This is a genomic window from Pseudomonas paeninsulae, from assembly GCF_035621475.1.
GTDB lineage: Bacteria > Pseudomonadota > Gammaproteobacteria > Pseudomonadales > Pseudomonadaceae > Aquipseudomonas > Aquipseudomonas paeninsulae.
The window spans coordinates 3,681,594-3,696,037 of the sequence record NZ_CP141799.1 but is presented as its reverse complement, the minus strand read 5'-3'; the positions used below and the strand labels follow the sequence as shown (position 1 = coordinate 3,696,037).

The 14,444-nt window shown below is 63.5% G+C and carries 19 protein-coding genes and 1 pseudogene; 12 read left to right on the top strand and 8 right to left on the bottom strand.

All coding sequences use genetic code 11. The features are described 5' to 3' along the window. The 7 genes from VCJ09_RS17030 (at position 1) to VCJ09_RS17000 (ending at position 5,189) form a co-directional block, all read left to right on the top strand. Positions 1–330, top strand: coding sequence for a Na+/H+ antiporter subunit C (locus tag VCJ09_RS17030; RefSeq protein ID WP_324731301.1), 330 nt, complete (start codon positions 1–3; stop codon positions 328–330). Then, complete coding sequence (locus tag VCJ09_RS17025) at positions 327–1,832, top strand: monovalent cation/H+ antiporter subunit D (protein ID WP_324731300.1); 1,506 nt, start codon at positions 327–329, stop codon at positions 1,830–1,832. Before VCJ09_RS17030 ends, VCJ09_RS17025 begins: the two co-directional genes overlap by 4 nt. Then, positions 1,829–2,332: a Na+/H+ antiporter subunit E gene (locus tag VCJ09_RS17020; protein WP_324731299.1), complete on the top strand. Its 504-nt coding sequence runs from the start codon at positions 1,829–1,831 to the stop codon at positions 2,330–2,332. The genes VCJ09_RS17025 and VCJ09_RS17020 overlap by 4 nt, the downstream gene beginning before the upstream one ends. Next, positions 2,317–2,586: a K+/H+ antiporter subunit F gene (locus tag VCJ09_RS17015; RefSeq protein ID WP_079202709.1), complete on the top strand. Its 270-nt coding sequence runs from the start codon at positions 2,317–2,319 to the stop codon at positions 2,584–2,586. The genes VCJ09_RS17020 and VCJ09_RS17015 overlap by 16 nt, the downstream gene beginning before the upstream one ends. Before the next feature lie 9 nt (positions 2,587–2,595). After that, positions 2,596–2,928 carry a Na+/H+ antiporter subunit G gene (locus VCJ09_RS17010; RefSeq protein ID WP_324731298.1) on the top strand — a complete coding sequence of 111 codons (333 nt, stop codon included), beginning with the start codon at positions 2,596–2,598 and terminating at the stop codon, positions 2,926–2,928. A gap of 250 nt (positions 2,929–3,178) precedes the next feature. After that, complete coding sequence (locus VCJ09_RS17005; protein WP_324731297.1) at positions 3,179–4,084, top strand: DMT family transporter; 906 nt, start codon at positions 3,179–3,181, stop codon at positions 4,082–4,084. A gap of 10 nt (positions 4,085–4,094) precedes the next feature. Continuing rightward, positions 4,095–5,189 (top strand): PLP-dependent cysteine synthase family protein, encoded by a 1,095-nt coding sequence (locus VCJ09_RS17000; protein ID WP_324731296.1) that lies wholly within the window; start codon positions 4,095–4,097, stop codon positions 5,187–5,189. Positions 5,190–5,455: 266 nt separating this feature from the next. Here VCJ09_RS17000 and VCJ09_RS16995 read toward each other — a convergent pair whose 3' ends face one another. After that, on the bottom strand, positions 5,456–7,072 hold the full coding sequence (locus tag VCJ09_RS16995; protein ID WP_324731295.1) for an NAD(P)/FAD-dependent oxidoreductase: 1,617 nt from the start codon (positions 7,070–7,072) through the stop codon (positions 5,456–5,458). A gap of 135 nt (positions 7,073–7,207) precedes the next feature. After that, positions 7,208–7,879: a COG3650 family protein gene (locus tag VCJ09_RS16990; protein WP_324731294.1), complete on the bottom strand. Its 672-nt coding sequence runs from the start codon at positions 7,877–7,879 to the stop codon at positions 7,208–7,210. 66 nt (positions 7,880–7,945) lie between these two features. Between VCJ09_RS16990 and VCJ09_RS16985 the strand changes: the two genes are divergently transcribed. After that, positions 7,946–8,341 carry a DUF488 domain-containing protein gene (locus tag VCJ09_RS16985; RefSeq protein WP_324731293.1) on the top strand — a complete coding sequence of 132 codons (396 nt, stop codon included), beginning with the start codon at positions 7,946–7,948 and terminating at the stop codon, positions 8,339–8,341. A gap of 62 nt (positions 8,342–8,403) precedes the next feature. Here the strand turns inward: VCJ09_RS16985 and VCJ09_RS16980 are convergent, their stop codons facing one another. Next, positions 8,404–9,105 carry a YebC/PmpR family DNA-binding transcriptional regulator gene (locus tag VCJ09_RS16980; protein ID WP_079202702.1) on the bottom strand — a complete coding sequence of 234 codons (702 nt, stop codon included), beginning with the start codon at positions 9,103–9,105 and terminating at the stop codon, positions 8,404–8,406. A 334-nt stretch (positions 9,106–9,439) separates the two neighbouring features. On the opposite strand from VCJ09_RS16980, the gene VCJ09_RS16975 reads away from it, so the two are divergent. Both VCJ09_RS16975 and VCJ09_RS16970 read left to right on the top strand, forming a co-directional pair. Further along, positions 9,440–9,871 carry a universal stress protein gene (locus VCJ09_RS16975; RefSeq protein ID WP_324731292.1) on the top strand — a complete coding sequence of 144 codons (432 nt, stop codon included), beginning with the start codon at positions 9,440–9,442 and terminating at the stop codon, positions 9,869–9,871. A 209-nt stretch (positions 9,872–10,080) separates the two neighbouring features. After that, positions 10,081–10,806 (top strand): NADPH-dependent F420 reductase, encoded by a 726-nt coding sequence (locus VCJ09_RS16970; RefSeq protein WP_324731291.1) that lies wholly within the window; start codon positions 10,081–10,083, stop codon positions 10,804–10,806. 5 nt (positions 10,807–10,811) lie between these two features. Here VCJ09_RS16970 and VCJ09_RS16965 read toward each other — a convergent pair whose 3' ends face one another. After that, entirely contained in the window at positions 10,812–11,000 is a 189-nt protein-coding gene (locus VCJ09_RS16965) for a hypothetical protein (RefSeq protein WP_324731290.1), read from the bottom strand. Between the two features lie 86 nt (positions 11,001–11,086). Further along, positions 11,087–11,203 (bottom strand): annotated as a pseudogene (locus tag VCJ09_RS24880) (sulfite exporter TauE/SafE family protein); the annotation flags it as partial. Positions 11,204–11,408: 205 nt separating this feature from the next. Here VCJ09_RS24880 and VCJ09_RS16960 point away from each other — a divergent pair. Continuing rightward, the gene (locus tag VCJ09_RS16960) at positions 11,409–12,287 is read left to right on the top strand and encodes an EamA family transporter (protein ID WP_324731289.1); all 879 of its coding nucleotides are present in this window, start codon (positions 11,409–11,411) and stop codon (positions 12,285–12,287) included. A gap of 39 nt (positions 12,288–12,326) precedes the next feature. On the opposite strand, the gene VCJ09_RS16955 is transcribed toward VCJ09_RS16960, so the two are convergent. Continuing rightward, entirely contained in the window at positions 12,327–12,584 is a 258-nt protein-coding gene (locus VCJ09_RS16955; RefSeq protein WP_324731288.1) for a hypothetical protein, read from the bottom strand. A gap of 358 nt (positions 12,585–12,942) precedes the next feature. Beyond that, the gene (locus tag VCJ09_RS16950; RefSeq protein ID WP_324731287.1) at positions 12,943–13,332 is read right to left on the bottom strand and encodes a hypothetical protein; all 390 of its coding nucleotides are present in this window, start codon (positions 13,330–13,332) and stop codon (positions 12,943–12,945) included. Between the two features lie 338 nt (positions 13,333–13,670). Between VCJ09_RS16950 and VCJ09_RS16945 the strand changes: the two genes are divergently transcribed. Beyond that, positions 13,671–14,003, top strand: coding sequence for a carboxymuconolactone decarboxylase family protein (locus VCJ09_RS16945; RefSeq protein ID WP_324731286.1), 333 nt, complete (start codon positions 13,671–13,673; stop codon positions 14,001–14,003). A gap of 47 nt (positions 14,004–14,050) precedes the next feature. Here VCJ09_RS16945 and VCJ09_RS16940 read toward each other — a convergent pair whose 3' ends face one another. Further along, positions 14,051–14,332, bottom strand: a complete 282-nt coding sequence (locus VCJ09_RS16940) for a peptidylprolyl isomerase (protein WP_324731285.1) — start codon at positions 14,330–14,332, stop codon at positions 14,051–14,053. Positions 14,333–14,444: the final 112 nt, after the last annotated feature.

The following is a 14,444-nucleotide window of genomic DNA, read 5'->3' as shown; positions in this document are numbered from 1 at the left end:
ATGGAAGCTTTGTTTGCCGGGGCCCTCGGCATCCTCACCGCCAGCGGTGTTTACTTGCTGCTGCGGGCGCGCACCTTTCCCGTGGTGATGGGCCTGACGCTAATCTCCTACGCGGTCAACCTGTTCCTGTTCGCCATGGGCCGACTGCAGACCGGGGTGACCACCGTGATTGGCGCTAACGCCGAGTATGCCGATCCGCTGCCGCAGGCCCTGGTGCTGACCGCCATCGTGATTGGCTTTGCCATGACCGCCTTCGTGGTGGTGCTGGCGCTGCGCAGCGTCGGCGAAATGAAAACCGACCACGTCGATGGCCGGGAGTCCACCCGATGAATCACGGGTTGATCCTGCCGGTATTGCTGCCGATGTTCATCGGCTGCCTGCTGCTGTTCGGTGCTCGGCTGAGCATGCCGGTCAAACGCACCCTGTCGTTGACCTCCGCCGCCGTGCTGGTGCCGCTGAGCTTCTGGCTGATGTGGCAGGCCGACCAGGGCGTGCTGCAGGTCTATGCCCTGGGCAATTGGCAAGCGCCGTTCGGCATCATCCTGCTGCTCGATCGGCTGAGTGCGCTGCTGCTGGTGGCCACCGCGGTGCTGGCCTTTTTCGCCCTGCTCTATGCGACACGCGGCGATGACGAGCGCGGACGTAACTTCCATGCGCTGTTCCAGTTCCAGTTGATGGGCATCAATGGCGCCTTCCTCACCGGCGATCTGTTCAACCTGTTCGTGTTCTTCGAGATTCTGCTGATTGCCTCCTATTCGCTGTTGCTGCATGGCGGTGGCCCGGATCGGGTGCGCGCCGGCTTGCATTACGTGATTCTCAATTTAGTCGGTTCGGCCTTGTTCCTGCTGGCGGTCGGTGTGCTCTATGGCCTCACCGGCACCCTGAACATGGCCGACATGGCCGTGCGGGTCGCCGCAGCCAATGCCGATCAGGCGCCACTGCTGGGGGCCGCCGGCTTGCTGCTGCTGGTGGTGTTCGGCTTGAAGGCGGCGTTCCTGCCGCTGTATTTCTGGCTGCCCAGGGCGTATGCCTCGGCCACGGCGCCGGTGGCGGCACTGTTCGCGATCATGACCAAGGTCGGCCTGTACTCGATCCTGCGCGTGTACACGCTGATCTTCGGCGACGATGCCGGCATGCTGGCCAATATGGCCCAGGAATGGCTCTGGCCGTTGGCGCTGCTGACCATCGGCCTGGGCGTCATCGGCGCGTTGGCGGCGAGCAGCCTGCATGGCTTGCTCGCCTACCTGGTGGTGGTCTCGGTCGGCACCGTGCTGGCGGGGATTTCCCTGGGCACGCCACAAGCCCTGGCTGCTGCCTTGTTCTACCTGCTGCACAGCACCTGGATTGCCGGTGGCCTGTTCCTCCTGGCCGACCTGATCGCGCGCCAGCGTGGGGTAAAAACCACCCAGCTGATCCAGGGGCCGGAATTGCAAAATCCGCATCTGCTGGGGACCCTATTCTTCGTCGGAGCGATCAGTGTGGCCGGCTTGCCGCCGCTGTCCGGATTCATCGGCAAGCTGCTGTTGCTACGTGCGGTCGAGCCGGGCCTGCAGGCGCTGTTCCTCTGGCCGGTGGTGCTGGTCGGCGGCCTGGCCACCTTGGTCGCACTCAGTCGCGCCGGCAGCACCTTGTTCTGGCGGGTCGGTCAGAGCCAGTTGGACAGCGCCGAACTGGACACCGGGCGTTTGCTGGCCTGCATCGGGCTGCTGCTGCTCAGTCCGCTGCTGGTCGGTCTGGCCGCGCCTCTGCTGGCCTATGTCGACGCCACGGCCAACCAGTTGCTGGACCTGCAGTTGTATCGCCAGATCGTCCTGTCGGGAGGTGCGTCATGAAAGCCCGTCGCTGGTTGCCTCATCCGCTGCTGAGCCTGAGCTTGCTGCTGGTCTGGCTGCTGCTGGCCAATGACATGAGCGTGGGCCACTGGTTGCTTGGCGCACTGCTCGGTTGGCTGATTCCGCTGGTGACCCAGGTGTTCTGGATCAACCCGCCACGCATTCGCAAACCGCTGAAGCTGTGCTTTTTCTTCCTGCAGGTACTGGGTGATATCGTCATCGCCAACCTGCAGGTGGCCAAGCTGATTCTTGGCCCCAGCTCCCGGTTGCGCCCGGCCTTTGTCGAGATCCCCATGCTGCTGGAGGACGAACTGGCCCTGACCATGCTCGCCAGCATCATTTCCCTGACCCCAGGGACGGTATCCGCCGACTTGAGCGACGACCGCAAAATCCTGTTGGTGCATGGTCTGGATGTGGACGACGAGGCCGCTCTGGTCGAGCAGATCAAGCGTCGCTACGAAGCACCGCTGCTGGAGGTATTCGCATGCTCGCCTACGTGATTCCGCTGTGCCTGGCGATCATGGGTCTGGCCCTGATACTGACCCTGGCACGCCTGATCAAGGGACCCGATATGCCGGACCGGATCCTGGCCCTGGACACCCTGTACATCAACGCCATCGCCTTGCTGGTGCTGTTTGGTATCTGGCTGGGCTCGGATCTGTATTTCGAAGCGGCGCTGCTGATCGCCGTGATGGGCTTTATCGGCACGGTGGCGGTGGCTAAATACCTGCTGCGCGGCGACATCATCGAGTAAGGAATTGTCATGCATAGCTGGATCGAAGCGTTGGTCGCCCTGTTTTTGCTGCTCGGCAGCCTGTTTGCCCTGGTCGGCGCCATTGGCCTGTACCGCCTGCCGGACTTCTTCATGCGCCTGCATGGGCCGACCAAGTCGACCACCCTGGGCGTAGGCTGTATGGTCATCGCCTCCATGATCTACTTCGGCAGCCGTGGCGATGGCATCAGCCTGCACGAGTTGCTGATCACCCTGTTTCTGTTTATCACCGCGCCGGTCAGCGCCCATATGCTGGCCAAGGCCGCCTTGCAGCAGAAACTACGCCTGAGCACCAAGACCCGCGGCAGGCCCTGGGAGCAGTAGGGGCGCGACGCAGAGCAGGGCCGGTACATTGACCTCGGAATTGGCGCGCCGCGGTAACCCATCATAGCGGTGTGCCTGCCGCCGGCCTGTTGGGTTACGCGACGCCTTGCATCTGTGCGGCCCGACCCAGCCTGCGAACCATGTCCTATTACCCACGCAACCATTGCCAAGCACACAATTCCTGCGCCCGACTGTACCTGTCCGCGCCGCACTGGCCTGGCTACACTCCAGCTTTTGCGTGGAGCGGCATATGAGCGGTCAGGGCAGGGCACTGGCAGTGGTCTGCCTGGTCGTGGCCATGGCGCTGTGGGGTAGTTCCTTCATCGCCCTGAAATGGGCCTTCGCCGAGTTGCCGCCGATGTGGGTGATCTTCGCCCGCATGGCCCTCGGCAGCCTGGTGTTCCTGCTCGCCTGGCGCTGGCGCGGACGTCTTCGCTACCGCCGCGGCGACTGGAAGTACCTGCTCGGCCTGGCCGCTTGCGAACCCTGCCTGTACTTCATCTTCGAGGCCCTGGCGTTGCAGAGCACCAGTGCCTCGCAGGCTGGGATGATCACCGCGCTGCTGCCGTTGCTGGTGGCCATGGGCGCCTTCGTCTTCTTGCACGAACGTATTAGCCGCACCACCCTGGCCGGCTTTCTCCTGGCGGTAGTGGGGGCGGTCTGGCTGAGCCTGGCCGGCAATGCCGATGCTCATGCGCCGAATCCGCTGCTCGGTAACTTCTACGAACTGCTCGCCATGCTCTGCGCCATGGGCTACACCCTGCTGCTCAAACACCTGTCCGCGCGCTATTCGGCCTTTATCCTGACGGCCATGCAGGCGTTTATCGGCAGCGTGTTCTTCCTGCCGCTGGCGCTGCTCAGCGCGCCCCTACCGGCGAGCATCTCGCCGCTGGGCTTGCTGGCCGTGGTCTACCTGGGCGTTGTGGTCACGGTTGGCGCCTATGGTTTGTATAACTATGGTGTCAGCCAGTTGCCGGCCAGTCAGGCGTCGGGCTTTACCAACCTGATTCCGCTGTTCACCCTGGTGTTTGCCATGCTGCTGCTCGGTGAACGCTTGAATACCCTGCAACTGCTCGCCGCTGCGCTGGTGTTCGGCGGAGTGGCCTTGAGCCAATGGCGCAATGCGCCACCCGTACCGGTTGGCGTGCTGGATTGAGGAGACACTGATGAACGATTGCAGACTCTGGGCGCGCGAGGCGATCCGCATCATCGAGGCGGATTTTCAGCGCAGCGCCGACACCCATCTGATTCCCCTGGCGCTGCCTGGCCTGCCGGGCATCGAGCTGTACTTCAAGGACGAGTCCAGCCATCCCACCGGCAGCCTCAAGCACCGCCTGGCCCGTTCGCTGTTTTTCTATGCCCTGTGCAATGGCTGGCTCAAGCCTGGCGCGCCGGTGATCGAAGCCTCCAGCGGCTCCACGGCCGTTTCCGAAGCCTATTTCGCCGGCCTGCTGGGCCTGCCCTTTATCGCGGTGATGCCGGCATCCACCTCGCCGGAGAAGATCGCACAGATCGCCTTCTATGGTGGCCAGAGTCACCTGGTCGACGATCCGACGCAAATCTACGCCGAGTCCGAACGGCTGGCGCGTGAGAGCGGCGGCCACTTCATGGATCAGTTCACCTACGCCGAGCGCGCCACCGACTGGCGCGCCAACAACAACATCGCCGAATCGATTTTCCAGCAGCTGCGCAGCGAGCGCTTTCCCGAGCCGACCTGGCTGGTGTCCAGCCCCGGCACCGGCGGCACCCTGGCCACCCTCGGCCGTTATGTGCGCTACCGCCGTCACGCCACTCGCGTGCTGTGCGCCGATGCCGAGCGCTCGGTGTTCTTCGACTATTACCGCAGCGGCGATGCCAGCCTGACCCTGGACTGCGGCTCGCGCATCGAAGGCATCGGTCGGCCACGGGTCGAGGCGTCCTTCCTGCCGACGGTGATCGACGCCATGTGCAAGGTGCCGGACGCCTTGTCGCTGGCGGCCATGCACTACCTGGCGCGGCGCCTGGGGCGGCGGGTCGGAGGCTCCAGCGGCACCAACCTGATCGGCGCACTGCTGGTTGCGCAACGCATGGTCGCGGCCGGCGAATCGGGCTCGCTGGTGGCGATTCTCTGTGACGGCGGCGAGCGCTATGCCACCACCTATTACGACGAGAGCTGGCTGCAAGCTCAGGGCTTCGCGCTGGCGCCGCTGATTGACGCGGTGGCGGCGTGCGCCGAGCGGGGGGTGGCATTGCCGGGTGATTTGCCAACAGTTGGAATCTAGCGGTCTGCGTGGCGAGTTCAACTAGTCAATGTCGGCGTCTGCGGCCCTGATACTGCGTCGCAGCGCCTTGTCTCAGAACCTCAGTCATCCGAGCCGTACAGGCCACTAGTAGGCCGACGCTGGGGAGGATAAATGAGTGAATTGCAGATACGCAGGGCGCACCACGATCTGCTGCCTGCGCATGCCGTAGGGTAGATGGCGCCTCATCCCTCCCCCTGAGCAAGTACGCCAATGGTGGAAACGCTAAGCGTTGTCCACCCTAGCTCTCAGTCTTCGTTGAGACCCAACATATCCCGCGCCAGTGCCTCGGCCACGCGGATGCCGTCGACCCCAGCCGAGAGAATGCCGCCGGCATAACCGGCGCCTTCGCCGGCCGGGTACAAACCCTTGACGTTGAGGCTCTGCAGGTCGGCGTTACGGGTGATGCGCAGCGGCGAGGAGGTGCGCGTCTCGATGCCGGTGAGTACCGCGTCAGCCATGGCGAAGCCCTTGATCTGCTTGTCGAAGGCGGGCAGCGCTTCGCGGATCGCTTCGATGGCGAAGTCCGGCAGGGCCAGCGCCAGATCGCCCAACTTGACGCCTGGCTTGTAGGACGGCTCGATACTGCCGAGCTTGGTCGAGGGGCGGCCGGCGATGAAGTCGCCAACCAGTTGCCCCGGCGCCTCGTAGGTGCTGCCACCGAGCAGGTAGGCCTGGGATTCCAGGCGTTCCTGCAGCTCGATGCCGGCCAGTGGGCCGCCCGGATAATCCTGCTCCGGGGTGATGCCGACGACGATGCCGGCGTTGGCGTTGCGCTCGTTGCGCGAGTACTGACTCATGCCGTTGGTCACCACACGCTCGGGTTCCGAGGTGGCGGCGACCACGGTGCCGCCCGGACACATGCAGAAGCTGTAGACCGAGCGGCCGTTGCTGGCGTGGTGCACCAGCTTGTAGTCGGCGGCGCCAAGCTTGGGGTGGCCGGCGTACTTGCCCAGGCGCGCACGGTCGATCAGCGACTGTGGGTGCTCGATGCGAAAGCCTACCGAAAACGGCTTGGCTTCCATGTACACGCCTCGGCTGTGCAGCATGCGGAAGGTGTCGCGCGAGCTGTGGCCGAGGGCCAGGAGCACATGGCGGCTGCGCAGTTGCTCACCGCTGTCGAGCACCACGCCCTGCAACTGGTCGTCCTCGATCAGCAGATCGCTGACCCGTTGCTGGAAGCGTACTTCGCCGCCCAGGGCCTTGATTTCCTCGCGCATGGTGGCGACCACCCCGGTCAGGCGGAAGGTGCCGATGTGCGGTTTGCTGACGTAGAGGATCTCCTCCGGTGCGCCGGCCTTGACGAATTCCTGCAGGACCTTGCGCCCCAGGTGCTTGGGATCCTTGATCTGGCTGTACAACTTGCCGTCGGAGAAGGTACCGGCGCCGCCTTCACCGAACTGCACGTTGGATTCCGGGTGGAGCACGTTCTTGCGCCACAGATCCCAGGTGTCCTTGGTGCGCTGGCGCACTTCGGTGCCACGCTCGAGCACGATCGGCCTGAGCCCGGCTTGCGCGAGGATCAAGGCGGCGAAGATCCCGCAGGGGCCGAAACCGACCACCAGCGGACGCTCCTCGAGGCCTGCCGGCGCCTGGCCGACCGGCTGGTAGGTGATGTTCGGTGCGGGGGTTACGTGGTGATCGTCGGCGAATTTGGCCAACAGCGCCGTTTCGTCGTGCACGCTGCAGTCGATGGTGTAGATGAACTGCAGTTCGCTGGACTTCTTGCGTGCGTCGTAGCTGCGCTTGAACAGGCTGAAGTCGAGCAAGTCGTCATCGCCGATCTCCAGGCGCTTGACTATGGCTGGGCGCAGGGCCTCTTCGGGGTGATCGAGAGGCAGCTTGAGTTCGGTGATACGCAGCATGAGGCAATCCAGGATCAGGGCCGGAGGCAACCCGGCAGCTTTGACAAGGTGGCGATTATAGGCGCTATTGGGCCGGAAGGGGCACGCGGCGCTGGCCTGGATCCATCATGCAGCCCACCACAAACATCAATTTACTCAATCGTCGCGTGCGCCGCCGAAATAGGCGCAGCCGCGCATCACTTCACCATTGAGGCGCAGTTCGGCAGACAGGTGCTGTACGGCGCCGCTCATGCTGTCGACGCAACGTTGCGGCGCGGCCCACAGCTCCAGGCGCTGGCCGTTGGCTTCACTGGTCAGGTTGAAGCGACTTTCCGGCAACTGTTCTTCCAGATAAGGCAAGGCCAGCGGTTTCTGGCCGGCGCGATTGAGGACCAAGCCCTGGCTGCTGACGGTCACGCTCCAGCTTGGCTCCTGGCCGCTGGCGTGCAGGGTGGTACGCTTGAAGTTGGGGTCGTCGCAGCCCGGGCCTTCGTGTTGCAGGCGGTACACCCGGCTGAGCGTCAATTGACCATCGACGCCGGTTCGCTGGCTGGCCGCCAACTGGCCGCGCAGATCGGCAAACAGCGGGCTGGGGCCGTCGGCCAGCAGTTCGGCCGCATCGTGCATGATGCCGGTCGCGCCGTCATTGGCGATGACAAAACGCCGCTGCTCCTGGCAGGGGCGCAGCAGCAGTTGGCCGGCGTCCAGGCTCAGCTCGCCCTGCAGGCGGGTGTGTGGCGCCGAATCGGCCTTGGGTTTTTCGTTGAACACCTGGCAGCTGGCAAATAGCGGCAACAGGGCAAACAATAAAATACGACTGGCGTGCATCGAAGCTCTCCTGGCAAGAGCGGCCACGGTACTCAGGCATATGGGCGATCACAAGGGCAGAGGCTGATGATTCAGTGCAAACGGGTATACGACGAGGTGGCCGCAACGGACGGCCGGCGGGTATTGGTCGACCGGCTATGGCCGCGCGGTTGCAGCAAGGCAACCTTGCAACTGGACGCCTGGCTGCGCGAGGTGGCGCCGTCCACTGAGTTGCGCCGCCAATTTGGCCACGCGCCAGAGCGGTTCGCCGAGTTTCGTCAGCGCTATCGGCGCGAACTGGCCGGCCATCCGGAATATTGGCAAGGGCTGCTGGAGATTGCCGAGAAAGGCACCCTGACCCTGTTGTTCGCCGCGCGTGCGCAGCAGTCGAACAACGCTCAGGTGCTGGCCGAGTTTCTCGAAGAGGAACTGGACCGCCGAGGCGAGCCGAGCTCGGCGGTGTGTTACGCGGACAGGCTCTAAGTATTGAGAGGCTACTTACGCCCGCTGCGGCGTTGCGCTCGATATTTTCACAACTTCCGCGCCTAGCCGGCCAGGCCGACGTAGACATTCTGCACATCGTCGTGGCCATCGATGGCCTCGAGGAAGGCTTCGACTTCTTCCATTTCGGCGTCCGTCAGGCCGCTGACCGGGTTCTTCGGGCGATAGCCCAGGTTGGCCGAGTTGACCGTGAAACCCTGGTCGGGCAGGGCGCGGCACACCGCGTCGAGATCGGTCAGCTCGGTGATGAACAGAGTGTTGCCCTCATCCGACGGCTCGAAATCCTGGGCGCCGGCTTCGATGGCGGCCAGTTCAGGGTCGGCGCCGCTGTCGCTGGAGGCTTCGATCAGGCCAACGTGGTCGAAGTCCCAGGTCACCGAGCCGGAAGCACCCATCTGACCTTTGCGGAACAAGACGCGGATCTCGGCCACGGTGCGGTTGATGTTATCGGTCAGGCATTCGACGATCACCGGCACCTGATGCGGCGCGAAGCCTTCATAAGTGGTGCGTTCGAAGTTGACGGTTTCACCGCTCAGCCCTGCGCCTTTCTTGATCGCCCGGTCCAGGGTGTCCTTGGGCATCGAGGCTTTTTTCGCCTGATGCACGGCCAGGCGCAGCTTGGGGTTCATGTCCGGGTCGGCGCCGTTACGCGCGGCGATCATGATTTCTTTCACCAAGCGGCCGAAAATCTTGCCTCTGGCGTTGGCGGCGGCTTCTCTAGGTTTGGCTTTCCATTGTGCGCCCATGCGGATTCTCTTGGTCTGTGCGGGTGAGTAAGTAGCCGGCCGTGAGGTTTTACCGGTGATGCCACGTCCAGATGAGCGGCGGCCAGCAGAAAACCAGGGCTACGGAGTTAGACCACGGATTTTAATCGCTCCGCCTGCGCCTGGCACCCTTTGATTGACCATGACCCCTTCGGCAGCGCTAGCGGGTGGCTGCTGGCCGCCGTTTGATCGGTGCAAATCGTCCAGGCGCTGGCCGCTCGGGCCGAATGTGCATTGCTGCCAACATTGTCCTGGCGCAACTGACTGCTCGATACCCTGGTCTATGCTTGTCGTGAATCAGCAGAGGAGACAGGCTATGCGCAAGGTATTGGTTGCATTCGATGGCTCGGACAGCTCCAAGCGTGCTCTGCAGTACGTCATCGACTTCGCCCGTGATCATGCTGCGACGCTGAAGGTGCATCTGCTCAATGTGCAACACGAACCGGTGTTGTATGGCGAGTACGTGACTGGCGCGATCATCGAGCAAATGCAGCAGTCACTGCAGGCCACCGCGTCCGAGACCCTCGTGTGGCCGGCCGATCAGCTAAAGGCCGCTGGTATCAGTTACAAGGCGCACACGGCGCTCGGCAATGTGGCGGCACAGGTGAGCGAGTTCGCCGATCAACTGGGCTGTGACACCGTGGTGATGGGCACGCGCGGCCTGGGCAGTTTCACCGGCATGCTGCTGGGCTCAGTGGCCACGCGGGTGGTTCATGAAGTGTCGATGCCGGTGCTGCTGGTGAAGTAACCGGCCAGCACATGAGGGTGATTGCCTGCTGGCGGTGGCCTTGCCCGTTCAAGGGCAAGGCCGAGTGGCAACCACTCGTCAGCTCCACCACGCCAAGCGCCAAGTCGCGACATGCGGCGGCGGAAGATCCCGATTGCTTTTCTATCCTTTCCTCAGGTTGTGTGGCTTAGGCCGATGGCGGCCGTTGCGTCATGCACGAGGAGGACGCGATGAAGTTACCTCTCCAGTGGCTTGCCAGCTGTCTGTTGGGCATCAGCCTGGTGCTGGCGGGTAATCTGCCGCACGCCGAGGATGCAGCGGGCGTCTCGAGGATCGGCATCATTGGTACCGGCAATATCGGCAGCGCGCTGGCGCGGCTGTGGGTGGAGGCCGGGCATGAGGTGCTGATCTCTTCGCGGCACCCCGAGCGTTTGCAGTCGTTGGCCGATGAGCTTGGCCCCAGGGCGCGGGTCGGTACGCCGCGTGAGGCTGCGGCTTTCGGCGAGGTGGTGCTGCTCGCCGTGCCTTACGCGGCCACGCCGCAGATCGGCCGTGACTATGCGGCGGAGCTGGCTGGCAAAGTGCTGCTCGATGCCGGCAACCCGATCCCCGCGCGCGACGGTGCAATGGCGCAAGAGGCGCGCAGTCTCGGCGCCGGACTCGCATCCCAGAGTTATCTGCCGGGCGTGCGCTTGGTGCGTGCGTTCAATGCCATCACCGCCTTCACTCTGCGCAGCCAGGCCCATCGCCGCGGGGAGAAACTGGCGATTCCGCTGGCCGGCGACAACAGCGCCGCGTTGCAGGTGGCGGCCAGGCTGGTTACCGACGCCGGTTTCGACCCGGTGATCGTCGGGCCGCTGAGCAGCGCCAAACAATTCGACTACGGCAGCGGCCTCTCGGCAAAAATGCTCACCGCCCGCCAATTACGCCAGGAGCTGGGGCTGCAGGAGCCATGACGGCGTTACTGCGCCGTGAGGCGCTCCAGTTCACGGCGCACCATGGCGGCATATTCGGCCGGGCTCAGGCGGTAGAGTTCGCTCGCCACCCAGGGCAGCCAGCGCGCGCCCAAGGTTTCCTGTTCGGCCAGCAGGCGTCTGGCCTCGGCGGCCGCCTGTTCGGCGCGTTGTCGGTGAAACGTCGCTCGGCTCATGGGGAGTCTCCAGTTGGGTGTGGCGCTTGGATAACAGCGTCGTCAAGCATCCGCCAGTCGCGCCTCTCTCGTCCTGAGTCGCGCGATTAGAGGTTGCGCCAGATCAGCTGGACGCCCGCCAGCAACATGCCCAGGCGGGCGATACGGTAGAACCAGCGGTGACTGACCCGCGATTACAGCCACCGGCCGCTCCACACGCCGAGCGCGCCGCCGAAGCCGCCTTTGCAGAGTCCGCTGAGGAACACTGGCGGGAGGGCAAGCAGGGGAAAATCAGACCGGCTCATAAGTAAGGCCACAGCGCAGCGGCGCGCGACGGACTGTGTGGCTGTTTTGTTTAGCGACTGTGTATATAGGCGATATGCCGGCGCTGCTCTAATGGCCGCTCACCCGTGAAGATGAGGAAGCGCTGTGTCGCCCAAGGATTTGCTGTTGGCGCTGGTCGTGATCATCGTCTGGGGTCTGAACTTCGTGGTGATCAAGATCGGCCTGCATGACATGCCGCCGATGCTGCTGGGTGCGTTGCGTTTCATGCTCGCAGCCTTTCCGGCGATTCTGTTCATCAAGCGCCCGCAGATCCCGTTGCGCTGGCTGCTGCTTTACGGGCTGACCATCTCGCTGGGCCAGTTCGCCTTCCTGTTCTATGCCATGTCGGTGGGCATGCCGGCGGGCCTGGCTTCGCTGGTGTTGCAATCCCAGGCGTTCTTCACCCTGTTGTTCGCCGCGCTGTTTCTCGGCGAGCGTCTGCGCATGGCAAATCTGTTCGGGTTGTTGGTGGCGGCGGCTGGTTTGCTGTTGATCGGCCTGCAGGGCGACCGGCTGATGACCATGGCCGGGTTTTTCCTGACCATCGGAGCGGCGTCTATGTGGGCGCTGGGCAATATCGTCACGCGCAAGCTGGGCAAGGTGAACCTGGTGGGTCTGGTGGTGTGGGGCAGCCTGGTGCCGCCGCTACCATTCCTGGCGCTGTCCTGGTTTCTTGAAGGGCCCGAGGTGATCGAGGCCGCCCTGCGTGGGATCAACCTGGATTCGATCCTGGTGCTGATCTACCTGGCGTTCGGCGCGACCATTCTCGGCTATGGCCTGTGGAGCCGCCTGCTGTCGCGCTACCCGGCCAGCCAGGTGGCGCCGTTCTCGCTGCTGGTGCCGGTGGTGGGGCTAACGTCTTCGGCGCTGCTGCTCGATGAACGCCTCGGGCCGCTGCAAGTGCTTGGCGCGCTACTGGTCATGCTCGGGCTGCTGATCAACGTCTGTGGTGGCTGGCTGTACGGGCGTCTACGCCTGGGTTGAGGGTGCGTGCTACACGCGCCGGGCGCGGCGTTAGTGCTGTTAGCGCTTGCCCATGGAGCGGCGGGTGCCATTCGGTGCCGGGCCGATCTTCTTTTCGTGAGCGGATTTATTGCCTTTCAGGTGCCAGGCCTGGCCGTCGTTTTTAGCTGAGGCGTCTGCTGCGGCGGAAAACAGCGAGGCAAAGCCTGGCAGGCCGGGTTTCTTTGCCGCGGTCGGCTCGCTGGCTGCGGCTGTAGCGGGTTCAACGTCGGCAGGCTGAGCGGCGAGCGTTGGGTCAGGCGAGTGAGTGCTGGTCATGGAAGGTCCGCGGCTGCCGAGGGAAAAGTGGGGCGCGAGTATACCTGTCTATCAAGCGCGGCCCTATTCCGTTGATCGAGGGCGCGGTCGGTGCGCGTCCTCAGACTCCCTGGCCGCTTGCAAGTGTTTAGCCCAGCCCTGGCAATCCATGCAACCGATGGCTCCACGCTTCAGCGTGGGCGTCCAGTCGGCGCCGCTGCGCATCGCCCTGGATCGCGGGTAGCCTTGTGAATCTTTACCCGCGGCTTACTCACGGCTGACCTCAGCTGACGCGTAACCGTTGTTTGATGGACGTAGGGGAATACGTCCCCTTGGATACCAGGAGGTACTTATGCTTAGTCGAATTTGCAAGGTAGTACTATTGGCCGGTTGTCTTGTGGCGGCAGGCAGTGCTTCCGCTTTCGAGCGAAGCCAAGTCGTTCCCGTAATCGCCGGCGTTGCAGTCGGCGCGTTGCTGGTTTCTGCGTTCAATAATTCGCATGACGATAGACAACGCCATGATTACCGCCAGCCGCAACGGGTAGTGCATTACGCACCACGCCACAACCGGCATCATCGCAATGGCTACGCACCACGACAGGTTCGCTACGTGGCCGTGCCGGTCCGCGAGGTTCATGGTGACTATCGCAATGATCGTGGCCATCGCGACCAGCGTAACCATCGCGATCGCCGTGATTATCGCGATCAGCGCGATCAGCGCGATTATCGCCGCAATTGAGTACAAGCCGCGTGGCGGGGTCTTGCTCAACTGAAGACATAGAGGTGCATTTTTTACACCATGGCTCCCTGGCCCGCGTCCTGCGGGCCTTTCTTCGTCGGTGTCCGCGCTCTGCGCCATGCTCTAGCCTGCGTTCAGGCGCAGTCAGTCCCGCCTGTCCTGGGTTACTGCGTGTGCTGGAATAGCGCTGGCGGGTCGACATGGCCGCGCATACTCCGCTCGGCAGCTTGGGCCACGACGTGCAGTGTGGCGGGAGGCCGTCTGGCCGTAATCCATGATCTTTCGCGCCAGGGGACTACCCTGACTAAAGCCGCTCTGCCTGAACCGAAGGGCAAGCTCCGGCGTACTTCCGGCATGAGGAGACCAGTATGCAAAAGAAAAGAGAACTCGAGACCTATCAACGCTTGCGCAAGCAGCACCCGGAATATTTCGATGCGGTAGAGGCGCTGGGCAAGGCCGTGCGGCATGCCGGCCCGCTGGAGGAACAGGTCATTCAACTGGTGCAGCTTGGCGCCGCGGCGGCCATCCGCTCCGAGGGCGCGGTGCATAGCCATGTCCGGCGGGCGCTGGAAGCCGGTACAACGGCAGAACAGATCCATCACGCCTTGCTCTCGCTCACCAGTACCATCGGTTTCCCGACAGTCATTGCGGCGTTGAGTTGGGCGGACGATGTGATTGGGAAGGCTGAGGCCAGTGGCTAGGGGGAGGGTGATCGTACCTGTGCAAGGCACAGGTACGATCGAAAAAGTCAGTCCTGGCGGCTGGTGACTTCGAGCAGGTGGTAACCGAACTGGGTTTTCACCGGGCCTTGCACGGCATTGATCGGGGCGCTGAACACCACGGCGTCGAATTCCTTGACCATCTGGCCTGGGCCGAACGAACCGAGGTCGCCGCCGCTGCGGCTGGACGGGCAGGTGGAGTTGTCTTTGGCGACCTGGGCGAAGTCGGCACCGCCTTCGATAGCGGCTTTCAGTTCGAGGCACTTGGCTTCGGATGCAACCAGGATGTGACGAGCAGTGGCTTTAGCCATGGGGGATTACTCCTTTTTAAATAAGGTGCAGAGCCTACCGCAATCACTGCGGTATTCAAACGCCAGGCAACGGTTAGTGACTAGTGGCAGATACGGCCGCCGTCTCGCCGTC

What these genes read in the sequence shown, in the direction of transcription:
- VCJ09_RS17030 (WP_324731301.1), top strand. Translation starts at nt 1, where the DNA reads ATGGAAGCTTTGTTTGCCGGGGCCCTCGGCATCCTCACCGCCAGCGGT.
- VCJ09_RS17025 (WP_324731300.1), top strand. Translation starts at nt 327, where the DNA reads ATGAATCACGGGTTGATCCTGCCGGTATTGCTGCCGATGTTCATCGGC.
- VCJ09_RS17020 (WP_324731299.1), top strand. Translation starts at nt 1,829, where the DNA reads ATGAAAGCCCGTCGCTGGTTGCCTCATCCGCTGCTGAGCCTGAGCTTG.
- VCJ09_RS17015 (WP_079202709.1), top strand. Translation starts at nt 2,317, where the DNA reads ATGCTCGCCTACGTGATTCCGCTGTGCCTGGCGATCATGGGTCTGGCC.
- VCJ09_RS17010 (WP_324731298.1), top strand. Translation starts at nt 2,596, where the DNA reads ATGCATAGCTGGATCGAAGCGTTGGTCGCCCTGTTTTTGCTGCTCGGC.
- VCJ09_RS17005 (WP_324731297.1), top strand. Translation starts at nt 3,179, where the DNA reads ATGAGCGGTCAGGGCAGGGCACTGGCAGTGGTCTGCCTGGTCGTGGCC.
- VCJ09_RS17000 (WP_324731296.1), top strand. Translation starts at nt 4,095, where the DNA reads ATGAACGATTGCAGACTCTGGGCGCGCGAGGCGATCCGCATCATCGAG.
- VCJ09_RS16995 (WP_324731295.1), bottom strand. Translation starts at nt 7,072, where the DNA reads ATGCTGCGTATCACCGAACTCAAGCTGCCTCTCGATCACCCCGAAGAG.
- VCJ09_RS16990 (WP_324731294.1), bottom strand. Translation starts at nt 7,879, where the DNA reads ATGCACGCCAGTCGTATTTTATTGTTTGCCCTGTTGCCGCTATTTGCC.
- VCJ09_RS16985 (WP_324731293.1), top strand. Translation starts at nt 7,946, where the DNA reads ATGATTCAGTGCAAACGGGTATACGACGAGGTGGCCGCAACGGACGGC.
- VCJ09_RS16980 (WP_079202702.1), bottom strand. Translation starts at nt 9,105, where the DNA reads ATGGGCGCACAATGGAAAGCCAAACCTAGAGAAGCCGCCGCCAACGCC.
- VCJ09_RS16975 (WP_324731292.1), top strand. Translation starts at nt 9,440, where the DNA reads ATGCGCAAGGTATTGGTTGCATTCGATGGCTCGGACAGCTCCAAGCGT.
- VCJ09_RS16970 (WP_324731291.1), top strand. Translation starts at nt 10,081, where the DNA reads ATGAAGTTACCTCTCCAGTGGCTTGCCAGCTGTCTGTTGGGCATCAGC.
- VCJ09_RS16965 (WP_324731290.1), bottom strand. Translation starts at nt 11,000, where the DNA reads ATGAGCCGAGCGACGTTTCACCGACAACGCGCCGAACAGGCGGCCGCC.
- VCJ09_RS16955 (WP_324731288.1), bottom strand. Translation starts at nt 12,584, where the DNA reads ATGACCAGCACTCACTCGCCTGACCCAACGCTCGCCGCTCAGCCTGCC.
- VCJ09_RS16945 (WP_324731286.1), top strand. Translation starts at nt 13,671, where the DNA reads ATGCAAAAGAAAAGAGAACTCGAGACCTATCAACGCTTGCGCAAGCAG.
- VCJ09_RS16940 (WP_324731285.1), bottom strand. Translation starts at nt 14,332, where the DNA reads ATGGCTAAAGCCACTGCTCGTCACATCCTGGTTGCATCCGAAGCCAAG.